This is a genomic window from Duganella caerulea (assembly GCF_040362985.1).
Classification (GTDB): domain Bacteria; phylum Pseudomonadota; class Gammaproteobacteria; order Burkholderiales; family Burkholderiaceae_D; genus Rugamonas; species Rugamonas vulcania.
In genome coordinates, this window is the sequence record NZ_BPWJ01000002.1 from 42,979 (window position 1) to 58,565 (window position 15,587).

The 15,587-nt window shown below is 55.7% G+C and carries 21 protein-coding genes; all 21 read left to right on the forward strand.

The genetic code is table 11. From position 1 onward, the window contains the following. Positions 1 to 148 precede the first annotated feature (148 nt). The 21 genes from pyrG (at position 149) to ACUJB0_RS05030 (ending at position 15,332) form a co-directional block, all read left to right on the forward strand. Positions 149 to 1,837: a CTP synthase gene (gene pyrG, locus ACUJB0_RS04930; protein ID WP_444844256.1), complete on the forward strand. Its 1,689-nt coding sequence runs from the start codon at positions 149 to 151 to the stop codon at positions 1,835 to 1,837. Next, positions 1,834 to 2,688 carry a 3-deoxy-8-phosphooctulonate synthase gene (gene kdsA / locus ACUJB0_RS04935; protein ID WP_161083621.1) on the forward strand — a complete coding sequence of 285 codons (855 nt, stop codon included), beginning with the start codon at positions 1,834 to 1,836 and terminating at the stop codon, positions 2,686 to 2,688. The genes pyrG and kdsA overlap by 4 nt, the downstream gene beginning before the upstream one ends. 129 nt (positions 2,689 to 2,817) lie before the next feature. Continuing rightward, a complete protein-coding gene (gene eno / locus ACUJB0_RS04940) occupies positions 2,818 to 4,101 on the forward strand; it encodes a phosphopyruvate hydratase (protein ID WP_161083622.1) in 1,284 nt (427 codons plus the stop codon). 43 nt (positions 4,102 to 4,144) lie between these two features. Then, positions 4,145 to 4,465 carry a cell division protein FtsB gene (gene ftsB / locus ACUJB0_RS04945; RefSeq protein WP_444844257.1) on the forward strand — a complete coding sequence of 107 codons (321 nt, stop codon included), beginning with the start codon at positions 4,145 to 4,147 and terminating at the stop codon, positions 4,463 to 4,465. A gap of 6 nt (positions 4,466 to 4,471) precedes the next feature. Continuing rightward, the gene (locus ACUJB0_RS04950; protein ID WP_444844258.1) at positions 4,472 to 5,272 is read left to right on the forward strand and encodes a substrate-binding periplasmic protein; all 801 of its coding nucleotides are present in this window, start codon (positions 4,472 to 4,474) and stop codon (positions 5,270 to 5,272) included. Next, on the forward strand, positions 5,269 to 5,664 hold the full coding sequence (locus ACUJB0_RS04955; protein WP_444844259.1) for a VOC family protein: 396 nt from the start codon (positions 5,269 to 5,271) through the stop codon (positions 5,662 to 5,664). The genes ACUJB0_RS04950 and ACUJB0_RS04955 overlap by 4 nt, the downstream gene beginning before the upstream one ends. An 82-nt stretch (positions 5,665 to 5,746) precedes the next feature. Further along, a complete protein-coding gene (locus ACUJB0_RS04960; protein WP_444844260.1) occupies positions 5,747 to 6,661 on the forward strand; it encodes a L,D-transpeptidase family protein in 915 nt (304 codons plus the stop codon). A 78-nt stretch (positions 6,662 to 6,739) separates the two neighbouring features. Beyond that, a complete protein-coding gene (locus ACUJB0_RS04965) occupies positions 6,740 to 7,048 on the forward strand; it encodes a DUF4124 domain-containing protein (protein WP_161083626.1) in 309 nt (102 codons plus the stop codon). A 144-nt stretch (positions 7,049 to 7,192) separates the two neighbouring features. Then, positions 7,193 to 7,777 carry a nucleotidyltransferase family protein gene (locus tag ACUJB0_RS04970; RefSeq protein WP_444844261.1) on the forward strand — a complete coding sequence of 195 codons (585 nt, stop codon included), beginning with the start codon at positions 7,193 to 7,195 and terminating at the stop codon, positions 7,775 to 7,777. Between the two features lie 126 nt (positions 7,778 to 7,903). Then, a complete protein-coding gene (locus ACUJB0_RS04975) occupies positions 7,904 to 8,746 on the forward strand; it encodes a hypothetical protein (RefSeq protein WP_444844262.1) in 843 nt (280 codons plus the stop codon). 192 nt (positions 8,747 to 8,938) lie between these two features. Continuing rightward, positions 8,939 to 9,571 (forward strand): hypothetical protein, encoded by a 633-nt coding sequence (locus ACUJB0_RS04980; protein WP_444844263.1) that lies wholly within the window; start codon positions 8,939 to 8,941, stop codon positions 9,569 to 9,571. A gap of 72 nt (positions 9,572 to 9,643) precedes the next feature. After that, positions 9,644 to 9,943, forward strand: coding sequence for a hypothetical protein (locus ACUJB0_RS04985; RefSeq protein WP_444844264.1), 300 nt, complete (start codon positions 9,644 to 9,646; stop codon positions 9,941 to 9,943). Between the two features lie 97 nt (positions 9,944 to 10,040). Next, entirely contained in the window at positions 10,041 to 10,352 is a 312-nt protein-coding gene (locus ACUJB0_RS04990; protein ID WP_444844265.1) for a hypothetical protein, read from the forward strand. A gap of 93 nt (positions 10,353 to 10,445) precedes the next feature. Beyond that, a complete protein-coding gene (locus ACUJB0_RS04995) occupies positions 10,446 to 10,748 on the forward strand; it encodes a DUF5076 domain-containing protein (protein WP_444844266.1) in 303 nt (100 codons plus the stop codon). Positions 10,749 to 10,819: 71 nt separating this feature from the next. Then, the gene (locus tag ACUJB0_RS05000; protein WP_444844267.1) at positions 10,820 to 11,314 is read left to right on the forward strand and encodes a DUF2199 domain-containing protein; all 495 of its coding nucleotides are present in this window, start codon (positions 10,820 to 10,822) and stop codon (positions 11,312 to 11,314) included. Between the two features lie 46 nt (positions 11,315 to 11,360). Continuing rightward, positions 11,361 to 11,750: a DUF6331 family protein gene (locus ACUJB0_RS05005; RefSeq protein ID WP_444844268.1), complete on the forward strand. Its 390-nt coding sequence runs from the start codon at positions 11,361 to 11,363 to the stop codon at positions 11,748 to 11,750. A gap of 90 nt (positions 11,751 to 11,840) precedes the next feature. After that, a complete protein-coding gene (locus ACUJB0_RS05010; protein WP_444844269.1) occupies positions 11,841 to 12,317 on the forward strand; it encodes a hypothetical protein in 477 nt (158 codons plus the stop codon). 583 nt (positions 12,318 to 12,900) lie between these two features. Further along, positions 12,901 to 13,359: a hypothetical protein gene (locus tag ACUJB0_RS05015; RefSeq protein WP_444844270.1), complete on the forward strand. Its 459-nt coding sequence runs from the start codon at positions 12,901 to 12,903 to the stop codon at positions 13,357 to 13,359. 40 nt (positions 13,360 to 13,399) lie between these two features. Then, entirely contained in the window at positions 13,400 to 13,831 is a 432-nt protein-coding gene (locus ACUJB0_RS05020; protein WP_444844271.1) for a hypothetical protein, read from the forward strand. Positions 13,832 to 14,385: 554 nt separating this feature from the next. Beyond that, entirely contained in the window at positions 14,386 to 14,682 is a 297-nt protein-coding gene (locus tag ACUJB0_RS05025; protein WP_444844272.1) for a hypothetical protein, read from the forward strand. A gap of 98 nt (positions 14,683 to 14,780) precedes the next feature. Then, the gene (locus ACUJB0_RS05030; RefSeq protein ID WP_444844273.1) at positions 14,781 to 15,332 is read left to right on the forward strand and encodes a hypothetical protein; all 552 of its coding nucleotides are present in this window, start codon (positions 14,781 to 14,783) and stop codon (positions 15,330 to 15,332) included. Positions 15,333 to 15,587 lie beyond the last annotated feature (255 nt).

The following is a 15,587-nucleotide window of genomic DNA, read 5'->3' on the forward strand; positions in this document are numbered from 1 at the left end:
TCTGTACGGTGCAGCACAGTGACGGCGGATGGGCACGGCCAGGGGCGGGCACGCCCGGGCGCGGATTTTTCCGGGCAGGAAGGTGAAGAATCGCATCTTTTAGGGTATAATTTCAATTTCCCGCACGTGCCGTTCGGCACCATCTGCAATGACCAAATTTGTCTTCGTCACTGGCGGCGTCGTGTCTTCCCTTGGTAAAGGGATTGCCGCCGCCTCTCTCGCCGCGATCCTTGAATCGCGCGGCCTCAAAGTCACCATGCTCAAGCTCGACCCGTACATCAACGTCGATCCTGGCACGATGAGCCCTATGCAACACGGTGAAGTCTTCGTCACCGACGACGGGGCCGAAACCGACCTCGACCTCGGCCACTACGAGCGCTTCATTTCCACCCGGATGAAAAAGGTGAACAACTTCACCACCGGCCAGATCTACGAATCGGTGATCCGCAAGGAACGCCGCGGCGAGTACCTGGGCAAGACGGTGCAAGTGATCCCGCACATCACCAACGAAATCCAGGACTACATCCGCCGTGGCGCCGAAGGCTACGACGTGGCGCTGTGCGAAATCGGCGGCACCGTGGGCGACATCGAGTCGCTGCCGTTCCTGGAAGCGGCTCGTCAGCTGAGCCTGCGCGCCGGACGCAAGAACACCGCCTTCGTCCACCTGACGCTGGTGCCGTTCATCGCCTCCGCCGGTGAACTGAAAACCAAGCCGACCCAGCACTCGGTGCAGAAGCTGCGCGAAATCGGCATCTCGCCAAACGCGCTGCTGTGCCGCGCCGACCGCGCCATCCCGGAAGACGAGCGCGCCAAGATCTCGCTGTTCTCGAACATCGAAGAGCAGGCCGTCATTTCCGTGTGGGACGTCGACACCATCTACAAAGTGCCGCAGATGCTGCACGACCAGGGCCTGGACGCGATCATCTGCGAAGCGCTGGACCTGAACCCGGCCCCGGCCGACCTGTCGGTCTGGAGCCGCCTGATCTACACGCTGGAACATCCGAAGACCGAAGTGTCGATCGGCATGGTCGGCAAGTATGTGGAACTGACCGAGTCGTACAAGTCGCTGACCGAAGCGCTGCGCCACGCCGGCATCCACAACGAATGCAAGGTCAACATCGAGTACATCGACTCGGAAGAGATCGAGACCACCGGTTGCGCCTCGCTGGGCAAGTACGACGCCATCCTGGTACCGGGCGGCTTCGGCAAGCGCGGCGTGGAAGGCAAGATCATGGCCGCGCAATTCGCCCGTGAGAACAAGATCCCTTACCTGGGCATCTGCCTCGGCATGCAGGTGGCGCTGATCGAATACGCCCGCCACAAGGCCGGCCTGACCGCCGCCAACTCCACCGAGTTCGACCTGGAAACCTCGCAGCCCGTGGTCGCCCTGATCGACGAATGGCAAGGCCAGGACGGCAAGGTCGAGAAGCGCGACGAGAATTCCGACCTGGGCGGCACCATGCGTCTGGGCGCGCAGACCTGCGCCATCAAGCCGGGCACGCTGGCGTCGGAAATCTACGGCGCGGTGGTCACCGAGCGTCACCGCCACCGCTACGAAGCCAACAACCACTACCTGCCGCGCGTGGAAGCGGCCGGCCTGGTGGTCGCGGCGCGCACCCCGACCGAAGACCTGTGCGAAATCATGGAACTGCCGCGTACCGGCGAGAATTCGCACCCATGGTACATGGGCGTGCAGTACCACCCTGAATTCAAATCGACCCCGCGTGACGGCCATCCGCTGTTCACGTCCTACATCAAGGCAGCACTGGCCCACAAGGCCGCCGGCGGCGCCCGCCTGCACGCTGTCACCGATGCACTGCAAGGAGATGCGGCATGAAACTCTGCGGATTTGACGTTGGCCTCGACCAGCCGTTCTTCCTGATCGCCGGCACCTGCGTGATCGAATCGCGCCAGATGGCGTTCGACACCGCCGGCGCGCTGAAGGAAATGACGGCCGCGCTGGGCATCCCGTTCATCTACAAGTCCTCGTTCGACAAGGCCAATCGTTCCTCCGGTACCTCGTACCGCGGTCCGGGCCGCGACAAGGGCCTGGAGATCCTGGGCGACGTCAAGCGCGAGCTGGGCGTGCCGGTGCTGACCGACGTGCACTCGATCGACGAAATCGCCGAAGTCTCGGCGGTGGTCGACGTGCTGCAAACCCCGGCCTTCCTGTGCCGCCAGACCGACTTCATCGTCGCCTGCGCGGAATCGGGCCTGCCGGTCAACATCAAGAAGGGCCAGTTCCTCGCCCCGCACGACATGAAGAACGTCATCGACAAAGCCCGCCTGGCCGCCCGCGCCAAGGGCCTGAACGAAGACAACTTCATGGCCTGCGAGCGCGGCGCCTCCTTCGGCTACAACAACCTGGTCTCGGACATGCGTTCGCTGGCCATCATGCGCGAATCGAACTGCCCGGTGGTGTTCGATGCCACCCACTCGGTGCAACTGCCAGGCGGTAACGGCACGTCGTCCGGTGGCATGCGCGAGATGGTGCCCGTGCTGTCGCGCGCGGCCGTGGCCGTGGGCGTGGCCGGCGTCTTCATGGAAACCCATCCCAACCCTGCAGAAGCCCTGTCGGACGGCCCGAACGCCGTGCCGCTGGGTCGCATGAAGGAGTTGCTGTCCACGCTGATCGAGCTGGACCGCATCACCAAGAAAGCCGGCTTCCTCGAAAGCAGCTTCAACTAATGCAACATACCTGGCGTACGGGTTTCCGTATGAGTGGCGCCCGTGCGCCGGGTACAATCCCCGTTATTTCGTCCGCAACGCGCATCAGAACGCGTAGCGACTTCGCATCGCCTAACTTTGGAGAATGACATGAGTGCTATTGTTGACATCATCGGACGTGAAATCATTGACTCGCGCGGCAATCCTACCGTCGAATGCGACGTGCTGCTGGAATCCGGCGTGATGGGCCGCGCCGCCGTGCCGTCGGGTGCATCGACCGGTTCGCGCGAAGCGATCGAGCTGCGCGACGGCGATCCGAAGCGTTACTTCGGCAAGGGCGTGCTGCAAGCCTGCGAAAACATCAACACCGAGATCTCGGAAGCCATCATGGGCCTGGACGCCAATGAACAAGCCTTCCTGGACCGCACCCTGATCGACCTGGACGGCACCGAGAACAAGGCCCGCCTGGGCGCCAACGCCATGCTGGCCGTGTCGATGGCTGTCGCCAAGGCCGCCGCCGAGGAAGCCGGCCTGCCGCTGTACCGCTACTTCGGCGGTTCGGGCGCGATGCAGCTGCCAGTGCCGATGATGAACGTGATCAACGGCGGCGCACACGCCGACAACAACCTGGACATCCAGGAATTCATGATCATTCCAGTGGGCGCACCGTCGTTCAAGGAAGCGGTCCGCTACGGCGCCGAAGTGTTCCACACGCTGAAGAAGATCCTGCACAAGAAGGGCCTGAGCACCGCCGTGGGCGACGAAGGCGGTTTCGCGCCATCGCTGGCCAACCATGAAGAAGCGATCAAGCTGATCATCCAGGCGATCGAAGAAGCCGGCTACGAGCCAGGCACCCAGGTCGCCATCGGCCTGGACTGCGCTGCTTCCGAGTTCTACAAGGACGGCAAGTACGAGCTGGAAGGCGAGGGCCTGAGCCTGACCGCCACCGAGTTCACCAACCTGCTGGCGACCTGGTGCGACAAGTACCCGATCATCTCGATCGAGGACGCGATGCACGAAGGCGACTGGGACGGCTGGGCGATCCTGACCAAGGAACTGGGCAAGAAGGTGCAGCTGGTCGGCGACGACCTGTACGTCACCAACACCAAGATCCTGAAGGAAGGCATCTCGAAAGGCATCGCCAACTCCATCCTGATCAAGATCAACCAGATCGGCACCCTGACCGAAACCTTCGCCGCCATCGAAATGGCCAAGCGCGCCGGCTACACCGCCGTGATCTCGCACCGTTCGGGCGAGACCGAGGATTCGACCATCGCCGATATCGCCGTTGGCCTGAACGCCCTGCAGATCAAGACCGGCTCGATGTCGCGTTCGGACCGCATGGCCAAGTACAACCAGCTGCTGCGCATCGAGGAAGACCTGGGCGACATCGCTTCCTACCCAGGCCGCGACGCGTTCTATAATCTGAAGTAATTTAGCAAGCGCGGCCGGACCCGTTCCGGCCGCTGTCGATTCCATGCGTCTGATCACCCTCGCACTGGCAGCCTTGCTGCTGTTGATACAGTACCCGCTCTGGCTGGGGAAGGGGGGATGGCTGCGCGTGAAGGACTTCGAGGCGCAGGTCGACACCGCCCATAAGAAAAACGCGGAACTGATCGCCCGCAACGCCAAGCTCGACTCCGAAGTGCGCGACCTCAAGGACGGCACCGGCGCGGTGGAGGAGCGTGCTCGCTACGAGCTCAGCATGATCAAGCAAAACGAAATCTTCATCCAGATCGTCGGCAAGGGCCAGGCCGCGGCGCCGCCGCCACTTGCCCCTAAACCTCCCGAAAACTGATCACCCATGGCGATCCGTGCTGGCATATTGCTGATGTTGGCCACGCTTGCCCCCGTAGCGCACGGCGCAGGCCCCTGCACGCCGTTGCGGGTTGGTTATATGGACCAGAACCGTCCGCCATACTGGATCGGGGAGGGTGAGCAGGTGCCCGAGCCACCCGGCGCGGCGGTCGACCTGATCCGCAGCGCCGTCATGGAATCCGGCTTCAACTGTCCGCCCACGCTGGTGCGCCTGCCGGTGGCGCGTTTGCGCGTGGCGCTGGAGGCCGGCGACATCGACATGACGCCGCTGGGCGAGCAGCCCAGCTACGCGCCGTCGATCGCGCTGCCGCGCGACAAGGACGGCAACGTCGACCGCAACCGCGCGCTGCACAACACGCTGGTGGTGCTGGTGCGCGCCAGGGACAAGCTGCCAGCCAGCACCAATCCCGGCGAGTACTTTCGCGGCAAGGTGCTGGGCGCGACGCAGGGCAGCAGCTCCAACGCCCGCCTGCGCGAATCCGGCCTGACCGTGGACGACGGCGCCCGCGACCTGGAGCGCAACATCGAGAAGCTCAAGCTCGGGCGGGTGGACGGGGTGGTGGTCAACCTGGTCAAGCCCGAGCACCTGGCCGCCAGCTTGAAGCGCTATCGCGGCGCGGTGGTGCAGCTGCCGCAGCCGCTGATCAACACGCGGTTGTGGCTGGCCTTCAACGCCAATTACTATCGCGCCCATCCCGCGCAGGTCGAAGCGCTGTGGAGCTGGCTGGACGCACATCGCAACCACCTCGGCACCTTCGTGCAACGATACCGGAAAACAGACCCATGACAAATCCTTTGAACCATGTGAGCGCCATCAGCCTGTTCGTCGAAGACGTTGCGGCGGCCAAGGCGTTCTACATCGACGTGTTCGGCGCGCCGGTCGTGTATGAGGACGCGGTATCGGCCGCGCTCAAGTTCGACACGCTGATCGTCAACCTGCTGCACACGGGCAGCGCGCCGGAGATCATCGCGCCGGGCGTGGTGGCGCCGCGCGAGGCCGGATCGCGCTTCCAGCTCAGCATCTGGGTGCCGGACGTGGATGCGGTCTGCGCGCAGCTGCGGCAGCGCGGCGTGACGTTGCTGGCCGGCCCCGTCAACCGCCCCTGGGGCATGCGCACCGCTAACTTCATCGACCCCGCCGGCCACAGCTGGGAAGTCGCACAACAACTGGAATCCTGACGTGGGTGAGCGCGCGACAGTGCACCCCCGGCGGAGGGCGGTACGCTAAAATAAGCGCCCACATCGTCAGTCGAGTTCTGGTTTGAGAGTTTTGTTTTTTGCATTAGCGCTGGCGACTGCCGGCGTCGCCCACGCCGCCACCGTCGGCCCGCACGCCAAGGGCGACCAGGTGCTGCGGGCACAAGTGCTGCTCGACCGCGCGCACTTCTCGTCCGGCGAAATGGACGGTGCCTACGGCAGCAATATGCGCAAGGCCATCATCGGTTTCCAGAAGCTGCACCAGCTGCCGCTGACCGGCGTGGTCGATGCCGCCACCTGGACCGAACTGGAGCGCGACCAGGCGCCCGTGCTCGACACCTACACCATCACCGCGCAGGATGTCGCCGGCCCGTACACGCCGGTCCCGGCCGGCATGATGGCCAAGGCCAAGCTGCCCGCGCTCGGCTACGCCAGCCTGGCCGAAGCGCTGGGCGAGCGCTTTCATTGCAGCCCCGACCTGCTGCGCCGCCTCAATCCCGGCAAATCGCTCGCGCGCGCCGGCACCCAGCTGACCGTGCCCAACGTGGCCGCCGCCAAGCCGCTGCCGAAGGCCAGCTCGATCCTAATCGACGCCCACGACGGCACGCTGACCCTGCTCGACGCGGGCGGCATGCCGTTCGCGCAATTCCCCGCCAGCACCGGCAGCAAGCACGACCCGCTGCCCGAAGGCCGCTGGCAGGTGCGCGGCGTGGCCACCAATCCCGAATACCGCTACAACCCCAAGCTGTTCTGGGACGCCAGGGCCGGCGACGCCAAGGCCCGCATCGCGGCCGGCCCCAACAATCCGGTCGGCGTCGCGTGGATAGAGCTGAGCAAGGAACATTACGGCATCCACGGCACGCCCGAACCGGGCAAGATCGGCAAGACCCAGTCGCACGGCTGCATCCGCCTCACCAACTGGGACGTGATGGCCGTGGTGCACTCGATCGCGCGCGGCGCTGTGGTGCTGCTGCAATAGTGGTGACATTTCAATAGATTTCTCGATAGAAATTTTTAATACAATCGACGGGTCGATTCTCCATGAGAACAACCCATCATGTCCCGGACCCTGCTCACCATCGCCTTGCTGTGCGCCTGCGCCAGCGGCCACGCCCAGATCTACAAATGGGCTGACGCCCAGGGCCGCATCCACTACACCGACAACAAGGACGACGCCGGCGACGCCCCGGTCGCCGAGTTGAAGATGAACGGCGAGCCGACCGTGCTGCCGGCCCCGAAGGCCCGCGCGCCGACCTGGCAGCAGCGCGAAGCCGAGTTCAAGCAACGCCTGCAATACAAACTGCTGGCACCGAGCTATCGTGTCCGCAAACAGCTCGAACCGGAGAGAGGGGAACGTCAGTCCTGAACATTGGCACCTGTTGCCGCTTACGTGTTTAAATAATTGCCCAGATTGGCGAGGGCAGTCTGAGCGGATAGGAAAGCGCTTGGTCCGGTATCGGCCATGACCGGACATCCATGCCCTAGATAGGGCTATTTTCCTGAAAGATTTATGCAAGAGAAATTTTGCTCGGACATACTCACCAACTATAACAACCGCATGATTTTTGACCGCTGGGATGCCTTAGCGCTTCCAGATGGTTGGTTAGTAGCGGGCTGCCTATTTCAAACCGTGTGGAATTTAAAAGATGGACGCGCTTCCGACGCTGACATCAAGGACTACGATTTATTTTATTTCGACGACAGTGACTTGAGTGAAGAAGGGGAGCGTCGCGTTCAAGAGCGTGTTAATGACGTGTTGGCCGATTTGCTAGTCCCCATTGAAGTCAGCAACCAAGCTCGAGTACATATATGGTATGAGTCATACTTCGGCCACCCATATCCACCGCTTCAAAGTGCTCGTGATGGAATTGACAGATTCCTCATCCCCGCCACCTGTGTTGGGGCGAGGCCGGACGCTATCTATGCTCCAAATGGGCTACAAATGCTTTACGATGGTATTCTCACAATGAATTCGCTGACTCCGCATTTAGAACTCTTCGAAGCAAAGGCGGCATCGTATCGCTCCCGCTGGCCGTGGCTTCAAAGTATTGGTCTCAGGGCTAACATCATTGGCGGTCAGCAGGTTGGCCGATAGCGGCCAACAGCCGACGCCCCCAAATCACAAATGGGTACGTTGAAAAATGAGTCTCGGAGAACAGAACAACAGCCCCCAAAGCTCCGAAATGCTAACAAAAATTAGCCTCAACAACAATCGAATAAAATGAAAACTAGGATTCTCATCATTAGTATCTTTGCAGTTCTTTCGGTGATTTCTCTTTATGGAGTTTACCAACCCGGGCTTAGTGAAAAAGACTCAGGAATTTTGGCAAATTTGGGAACCGGGTTCGTTGGCACAGCTTTAACCGTGTTAATTGTGGATTTGCTTTATGAGCGCCGTGAGACGGCTCGTCAGTTGCCGAAGAGGATAGTGGTACATAAGGATGTACGCCTTCTTGTGGCTAGAAGCGTTGGATTTTGGTTTAACGCCTACATGGAGTCTGTTCCTGGCGAACTTCCAACAAGCATTGCCCACCTCGTTCAGCCGGAGTCTATTGACAAGATTCGAGAGCACCTCGACATGAACTCTGTGCCCAACGTGACGCCGCGAAGGACTTGGTGGCAGTTTTTTCCAGAGCAGACCATCGATTTAAAAAATCTGGCGGAAAAAATTCTGCATCTGCATAGCGAAATATTGGATCCGGAGGCGTATCGTTCAGTAAGTCAGCTGGCTCAAGGTTTGCTGGACCCAAACATAATCAACGGGATTCGCGCATCGGACCAGGAGGACGGCTTCCCTCGTCCTCAGATTTTAGGTAATTACTTTTTCGTGCTGGACGAATACTTTCCGTCCCTTTTGATGCTGGTTCGTTGGTGCAATAAAGAGGCGGAGGAGATTAAGCGAGCGGCGGGCTTTGACGCCTTGTTGATTGACGAAAATTTAGTTGGAAATCGGCCTGAAGGAGCGCCTAAATGTATGGTTGCGCCGGAGGAGTTGGCGCGTCAGCTTGAGAAATTAGCCGCTTTTCGTAAAGCTCATGAATCAGCGGCGAAGCAGCAAGGATAGCTCCGACTTGGCCGCTTTTAAATTGTCCGGTACAGCAATGAAGCGCTGAGTCACCACCATCCGCTTTGGGCCGTTCTCGGCTAGCGTGAGAATTTGTGAGTTTTGCGCTCGAGCAAGCTGCTATTCTGAACACCGTCGGCCGCGTTCGGCCACAAGCAGACTCACTGACTATTTGAAATTTTTAAGGCTTTGATGAAATTTTTTCGGACGATTTTTTTGTTGATGCTATCTCTCCTCGGCTGCACAGCAGCAGCTTCGCCCGAATCTGATTTTTGGTCGTGGTTCCAGCAGAATGAGGGAGAGATTTTTGACTTTGAAAATAATCAGGAAATTGTGTTCGGCAAGCTTGCAGCACAAATGCAAAAAATTAATCCATCACTGACGTTCGAATTTGGTCCAAAGAAAGATGGCATCCGAGAGTTTGTCATTAGTGCTGATGGTATTAAAGACGCGTTTCCCAGTGTGGAGAAACTTTATGCCGCCGCGCCCCAATTGAAGAAGTGGAGAGTCATAAAATTCCGGCCACGTAGAGAACCGTTTGATATCAAGTACCAAGGGATATCTGTTCAGGCAGCGTCAGTTACTGTATCCGTTGCAAGGGATGGGGCAAAGGTAGCCATTACTGTACTAATTCCAGGCTATATGGAATCAAAACGTGACAGCTACACTGGCATTGCGTACCTTATCTTGGACCAAGCGCTGGGCGAGTACGACGTGGAAACCCGTGTCGGAGGGATTGATGTTGCCGCACCTTCGGCACGATATGGACAAGTGCATACCTTGATGGACTTGCCGGAGGCGTTTGATGAGTTGCTTAGTCGTTGAGCAATTGGAGGGCTCCATGCGGCCAGTAGCTGCCGTTGAATTTTTTGTGTGGGCCAGGAAGACGAGCATGAAATGAACCAAATAAATAGTCGTCAGGATTACTTGAATTTTCTGTCTGTCGTGATCGTTAGCGCACCGGATACATTCCGGCAGTTTGATTTTTTACGGCCAGAAGATCAAATGAATTTGGCAGCAGCGTTCACTGAGCTTCACCTGGGCCTTAGGTATTTGGCTACTAATGTCACCGCCGAGAAAATGCAGGAGTTACGCCGGACACTGGATCATGCCCTTGGTGCTTACAAGAACGGTGAGCGTGTGAACGGAGCACATCTACTACAGGATTTTGAAAAAATAGCTTTTTGCACCGAGTAGAAATGTCCGTCTCGGATCGGCATAATCCGGCCAGCACCGGACGTTCTCGATAGATCTAAATTGCATCACATCGTTTAATTATTCAATCACAGCTAATATGCAAATCTTCGCTCTACTAGTTTGGCTCGCACTATTGTTCGTCGTGGCAAAGATAGTTAATTACTTCGCCAAACGTCCTATGTTTAACCCATGGCATTGGCTTGCGGGAAGTTATGCATTTCTTTACACGATGGGCATATTCGTTGGACTGGCACGAAATGCAACAAATCTTGCGTATATTGCCGGCTCCTTCCTTCCCATTACTCTGGTTGCGGTAACTATAGGAATTTGGCGTGCACCTAAGTGGCGCGCAAGACAACTGGCGTTTTCCAGCGCAGAATTAGCAGATGAAAAGCGATGTGCGCCTTAGACGCTGACTTGGCTAGTGAGGGAAATTCTCTTCGGAAGACTGTGGGCCGAGTTCGGCCAAAAGCAGCCATCGAAAATTTATGAAGATATTTGTATGAATGAACGCCCAATCCCGCTCGCAGCACAAAGAGACATTGAATCCATCGAAATGCTACGTGTTTGGGTGGCAGAGAGGCAGTTGCATTGTTCGTTAAAGATTGGCATGTACAGCGACGGTATGGGCATTGATGAGGAATTGGCCTGGGGGACAATACTGGCAGATGCAGCTAGGCATGTATCGAGAGCTCTGTACCCTGAAGATGCAAAAGCGGAGGCGGCGGCATTGGAAAAAATTCTCCATAGCTTTAATGACGAGGTCGCTGCGCCAACATCAGATGCTAAAGGCGGATTTGTATAATCGGCGGAATGCGGCCACTTGCCGACGTTCGATGTATTCTCGAATTTTCAATGTTTTATGAGTGAATAAGAATGTTCTCTTTTAAATGCACTTCCTGCAATGAAGTTCATGAAGGCATGCCGAGTTTTGGCGCACACGCCCCTCTTAGCTACTATGAAGTGCCAGCCGAGGACCGAGAGAAGCGGTGCCATTTGGGGACTGACGACTGTGTAATTGACGATGAGTTTTTCTTCGTTCGGGGATGTTTAGAAATTCCCGTCATCGGTGAAGTTGAAGCGTTCAGCTGGGGCGTTTGGGTGTCACTCAGCGAGGCCAGTTACCTCGAATGGGTAAAGTGCTATGAATCGGATAAACGTTCACATATCGGTCCTTTTTTTGGCTGGCTTAACGCTTGGATAAAGCCATACCCAGACACGGCTAGTTTGAAGGCCAACGTTCAACTAAGAGACGATGGCATCCGACCATACATCGAGTTGCAATCTACTGACCATCCGCTAGCACTTGAACAAAGAGCGGGTATCACTGTCGAGCGAGTAGCAGAACTCTACGCTCAGATGATGCACTGAGCCGTCACATAACGGCCAGAAGCCGTCGTTCCACGATAGGTAAGCAATGACATTGCCCAAAATCACACCAGGATCGCATCTCGCGAATCTATTTTCAGCTTGCGAAGTAATGTGCGTGCACGATTGCTGCGGGATCGATGCTTTTGTATTTTCTCCTCTGAACATCGCCGCGTACCTGTCCACGTTCGCCGAAAAGCTACGATCGCGTGAAATTGATACGATAAATGAAGAACTAAAGGTACTTGTCTCGGCAGCGCTAAGTCTTGTACCAGATGAAGATGGGCTAGTCTGTTCTATAGCAAAGACGAACCAATATTTTTCCGCGCAATCGATTTCCGAACTCGCCAAGCAAATTTCATGGGCTATGTCTGTGGCTCCGTCGGTGCTTGCACATAGTGATGAACTTCTACGCGCATATGTGGAGACATCTCGCTAAACATGGACTTCTAGTCTTCTCGCGGCCAAAAGCCGACCTTAAGTTAAAAATATATAGGACGTTTGAACTATACAAGGCGCAGGAAGTGACGTGAAACAGATACAACGAGACGGGTATTGGGCGATTCAATGGTCAGAGGACGCGTGTCAATCGCTAGCCGACCTGATTCGAGTCGCCCCCGAGCTAGTGTATGGCAAGCGTGTGGCGATCACTTCGTGCGACAGCGGACCATACAGGCCATCTCTGGACGAGGTCAACGCAGGTTGGAGCCTTGTCGGAAGTACAGCAATCAGCAAAGAGATTGAGGAGCCTCTAGAACTACCGGCAGTCGGTTTTGATGAATGGTACGTTTTTGATGAAACTCCGAATGTCGTGCCGACGCAAAATTACGTCAACCACTACGACTTTTCGTTGCTTGATGAGAGCGACGTTACCAGGTCATTTTGGACGCAAATCAAAGAAACGACACCACTTCACGTTCTTGGAGATGGAGCGCCTAACTTATTTGTTGTGACTCGCGACCGTGCGATTTTTGACCTTGTCCAGAACTTTATAATAAAGGAATAATCGGCCGAGTTCGGCCATGAACGGCCCTTCGGCTCCGATTCCCTACACGGTGCGTTGGAAATGCTGCCATTTGGGAAATTTACAGAAAAAATGATTGCGCACATCAAATCAATAGTGGCATTTTGTTTGGTCGCAGCCGCACTGACCTACCTTTCGCTGGTGGTGCTAGGACACGTCATCGCAGTTTGCTCGAATATAGGGACGCCCATTTATTGCCCGGTGCTCGCATATGGTTTTCCGCTTCCGTTCATCGCAGACAGCCAGGGAGTATCACCGGTAGGCTCGGTGGCCCGAGACCCCTTATCTTTAATGGTAGGTGAGGATGACGTCTTATGGCCACAACTGGGGCTTTCGATTTTGTTTTGGATGCTAGCTGTTGCGGTCTGCAGATTAGCGTGGCGTCGCTGGATGCGGAGACGTAACATCGTGCGCCCCGATAGCTCAAGGTCCACATAGATTGCCCTTGAGCCCGAAATTAGAATTTGTGAGTTATGCAGATACGCAAACTGCTATCCTAAACGCCGTCGACCGACTTCGGCCAGGAACGGACAGCCATTAACAACGAGTAGAATGAAAAGAATGAATGAAATGGACGTTCCTAATGCGTAAAGAAATGCAGGTAACTGAAATTTCCTCTGGAGTGGAAACGGCAGCCGCCACCGGTTTTGGCCAAGAACTAAGGGATTTGTCTGGCATTCGTGACGCACCGACATCGGTCGATGTCTCAGCGCTCTTGGTTTCCAAGGTCCCAGATGGTTTGTTGGTTCGCTTACCGATCATTGCAAATAACAGTGCCCACGTTATTTGGACGTCGGTCACTATGGATGCAAAAGATATTTATCTCAAGTTTGGGATTGTACAGAACCAAAAAATATTTGTTCGGAGTCGGAAAACCGTTGAGGTCGAATGGCGTATTGTTGGCTACGCGGACGGGATGACGCTGCATGTAATTCGAGGTTTTTCGCCTTCGGAAAGCGACTTAGCCATCCTGCAACCGCAGCTAAAACAGCTATGTGACTATGGAAAAAATTTCCCTGGCTGAAGTCTGCAGGCGGCCAATAACAGACGTTGATAGGATAAGTATGGGCGTGCAAGATGACTTGATGGATTTGGTTGAATTGCGAACCAATAAATTTGCTCCATTTCTTCCAGATGAATCACAGGTCAACCCTGGGGTGTATGGTGCTGAACTCGCTTTCTGGCTTGCGCAAAAGTTGGCGTCTCGAGGCATAGTCACCAGCTATCCTGAATATGAGGATTGGGGCTGGTATCTAGATTATGCATCCAGCGACGGTTCCGAGTTTGCAATTCATTGCGGTAACGTCGATGGAAAAGATGATGTTTGGCGGCTATCCTTGCGTCGTTACGCTCGTAAGATGTTCGGGCGCGATAAGCCGTCCTTTAACATGGCGTCAGTGTTGGTTAAAACTATTCGGGAGGTTCTTATCGAAGCCAATATACCGATACAAGATTTGCCGGGTGGGCAGCTGGGCTCCTGTACACTATCCGTCTAATCGGCCTTTAGATACCCAGAACGTATGAAAAACGCTAACGTACACGACATAGCCTTTCCCTTTAGATACAGGCCGGATGTGTTTTTTTTGGAGCTTCCCGAGAACAGCACGCGTTTGAGAATTCAGGCGTTTGAATCTCCTTGGGGTATTACAGACGAAATACTTTGCTATTGGGACGACATCTTATTCGGACAAATGACGAGCAAGGACAAATCGAGGTTCGCGAAGTTGCTGCCCACCCTTGACCATCTGAGAAATTATCCCTGGCCAAATGCAGATGACTATGCTTTCTCGATTATTAGCATATTGACTCTATTTCCGGACCTTGAAGTTTGGTGCGAGCGGGATTGCGATCAGTATTCGGTAACGTCGGTTGATACAGTCGATGAGCTCTTGGAACAGCTACAACGAGTGCAGGAGTTCTGTTTGCACGGACAACTCGAATGTCCAAGTTTCTCTTTTTGCAAGGGGGGCTAGCGGCAGGCAGTAGTCGGCCAAGAGCGGAAGGTCGACGGATTGGAAACCATGTGAACACATGCAGAATGCGAGAATAGATGAGAATCACCGTTGGAACTATTGAGCATATAAGAGATTTGGCACTTTCGAGGCAAGATAGAGGTCTTTCAGAGGCAGGCAATGTCGAATTGTTTGATTCTATCGACTGCTTGGGCCAAGACGAGTTAGGTGAGCTTTATGCTGTCGCCTGCGTCGGGCAGTCGGGGAAGATAGGGGGGGACGAGGCAGTTGGTGATGCTCGTGGTCGTGGCGCCAGCGCTGCCGAATATCTCTTCGGCCTTGGCAATCTTGGCACGTATTTAGCAGCGGGGGCCGCTCTGCTGAAGCTGGAATAGCGACCTGTTCGGCCTTGCCGATGCCGGCCAGAAGCCGATGGTCACGAATGATACAATCCGGAAGTAGACGAGTTTGACAATTTTGACGTCCAAGCGAGTTGGCATTCTGGCAAGTCACACTGGGAACAAATATGGAAGGTTGGGCTGAACTTTTTAAACATTTCTTGGCATCTAAATTATCGAGCGCCTGCCTGTTAATCGCATCAATCACTCTTTGTTTCGGTCACGATTACGCGGTTTGGATTCCTGATTTGCCGGAGGGATGGCGGTGGCTTGCTTTTGGCATTATGGTTTTTACGGGTTGCCAGTGTTTATGGTGGAGCATCAGTGCTGCCGGCAGGTTTCTTAGGAGAGCTGCCTCGGCGGCTTGGAAGGCAATTTTTCCTGTTCGTATCCAACAGTTGAACAAGTATGAAAAGTACCTCCTAGGATTTACATCAGCGGCGGGAGGTTTTTTGGATTTGCGGCGTCTTGAAGAGCATCGACAATTTGAGAGAGATAGCAATGCCCCTGATCCGATTGCGGCCAAGGTCGCAGCATCTAATTTATACAAATGGGGGCTACTCGATTACACGATTATGGGAGATTTCTATCTCACGGATATGGGGAGCCGATTTGTATTAAAACACCAAGAACCAGTTAAATCCTAGGGATGCTATGTCGGCGAATTAAAGAACGCTACGCCAATTGTCAATGATTGACCGGCGGCTATGGGGCGCAAGCGGTCTGACCATCTCCGCGTTCCTGCTCTAAAATGACAGCGGGGGGCATATGACTATTTTGGCTATTCATCAGAATTGTTCCGAGAAACCTCGTCCTTCAGGGCGAGGAGTGAAAGAAACCGACTCCGCACGAGTCGATGCGAGGGAAGAAAACACGGAACTCATGCGTCCCGCAGTGGTCTA